General features: G+C 45.4%; 2 protein-coding genes. Both read left to right on the top strand.

Features of this window, described 5'->3' with window-relative positions; genetic code table 11:
* A partial coding sequence (locus tag PX484_RS03560) for a beta/alpha barrel domain-containing protein (protein ID WP_502882692.1) occupies positions 1-385 on the top strand: 385 nt, incomplete at its 5' end.
* A gap of 283 nt (positions 386-668) precedes the next feature.
* A partial coding sequence (locus PX484_RS03555; RefSeq protein ID WP_288102876.1) for a pyridoxal-phosphate-dependent aminotransferase family protein occupies positions 669-1,512 on the top strand: 844 nt, incomplete at its 3' end.

Genomic DNA, 1,512 nt, shown 5'->3' with positions numbered 1-1,512 from the left:
TGCCGCTATTTTAAGCGATCAAGACCTAGCATATTTTGTCAAAATTGTCAAGGGTTTAGGGATGACAGCTTTGGTAGAGGTGCATAGTCTGGCCGAATTCGATCGAGTGTTAGCCATTGAGGGAATCGAACTAATCGGCATTAATAACCGCAATTTAGAGACATTTAAAGTCGATTTAGACAATACTCGCCAATTACTAGAAGCCAGGGGCGAAAAGGTGCGAGAAAAAGGTATTCTGATCGTCAGCGAATCGGGATTACACACAGCAACAGATCTGGCGAAAGTGAAACAAGCGGGAGCAAATGCAGTTCTAATCGGCGAATCTTTGGTAAAACTGCCCGATCCTGCCGCAGGTATCCAGAAACTCTTTGAAAATCGGGAATAGGAGTTAGGAAGTGGGGAGAGGGAATTATGAATTATAAATTATGAATTATGAAGTGGGGAATTGGGGAGATGGGGAAGCTGTCTCATCACCCTATCACCCCAATTCCCTATCACCCTATCTCCTGAATCCTGATTCCCGACTACTGATCACTGATAACTGACAAGGCTATCTGCCGGGATATAATCAGAGTTTGCCGAATCTTAAATCATCCCCTCAGAATTGATGCGATCGAGATTTGGTTTTTTATCTTTGTTAAATATGGCCCAACGAGAGAGGACGAACCATGGAAAATAAAAATATGTTGATGATTCCCGGCCCCACACCAGTGCCGGAAGCGGTATTATTGGCTATGGCTAAAGCACCCATCGGTCATCGGACGGGTGCTTTTAGCAAGGTAATCGCCGAATTAACCGAAAATCTCAAATGGTTGCATCAAACCAGTGGCGATGTCTTAATGTTAACCGCTTCGGGAACCGGTGTCATGGAAGCGGGAATTATTAATTTTCTCAGCCCCGGCGATCGAGTTTTGGTGGGGGATAATGGTAAATTTGGGGAACGTTGGGCGAAAGTGGCGAAAGCCTACGGCTTAAATGTGGATATCATTAAGGCAGAATGGGGTAAACCCCTAGATCCAGAGGCATTCACTGCTAAACTGACCGAAGACAAGGAAAAAGCCATCAAAGCGGTAATTATCACCCATTCGGAAACTTCCACCGGGGTTCTCAATGACTTGGAAAGCATTAACAAAGCGGTAAAAGACCACGGGGAAGCTTTAATCATCGTCGATGCTGTCACCAGTTTAGGAGCTTATCATATTCCCATCGATGAATGGGGTTTAGATGTGGTCGGTTCTGGTTCCCAGAAAGGTTATATGATTCCTCCCGGTTTAGGTTTTGTTTCCGTAAGTCAAAAAGCTTGGAAAGCCTACGAAACCGCCAAACTGCCCCGTTTTTATCTAGATTTGGGCAAATACAAAAAAGCCACCGATGAGGATAGTTCCCCCTTTACCCCTCCAGTTAACCTGATGTACGGTTTACAAGCTTCTCTGCAAATGATGAGAAGGGAGGGATTAGCGGCAATTTTCGCCCGTCACCAACGCTTAACGAAGATGACGCGGGCCGGTATGC

The organism is Microcystis sp. M49636_WE2, assembly GCF_030065375.1.
Lineage (GTDB): Bacteria > Cyanobacteriota > Cyanobacteriia > Cyanobacteriales > Microcystaceae > Microcystis > Microcystis aeruginosa_C.
This window is presented reverse-complemented; position numbering and strand designations above follow the sequence as displayed.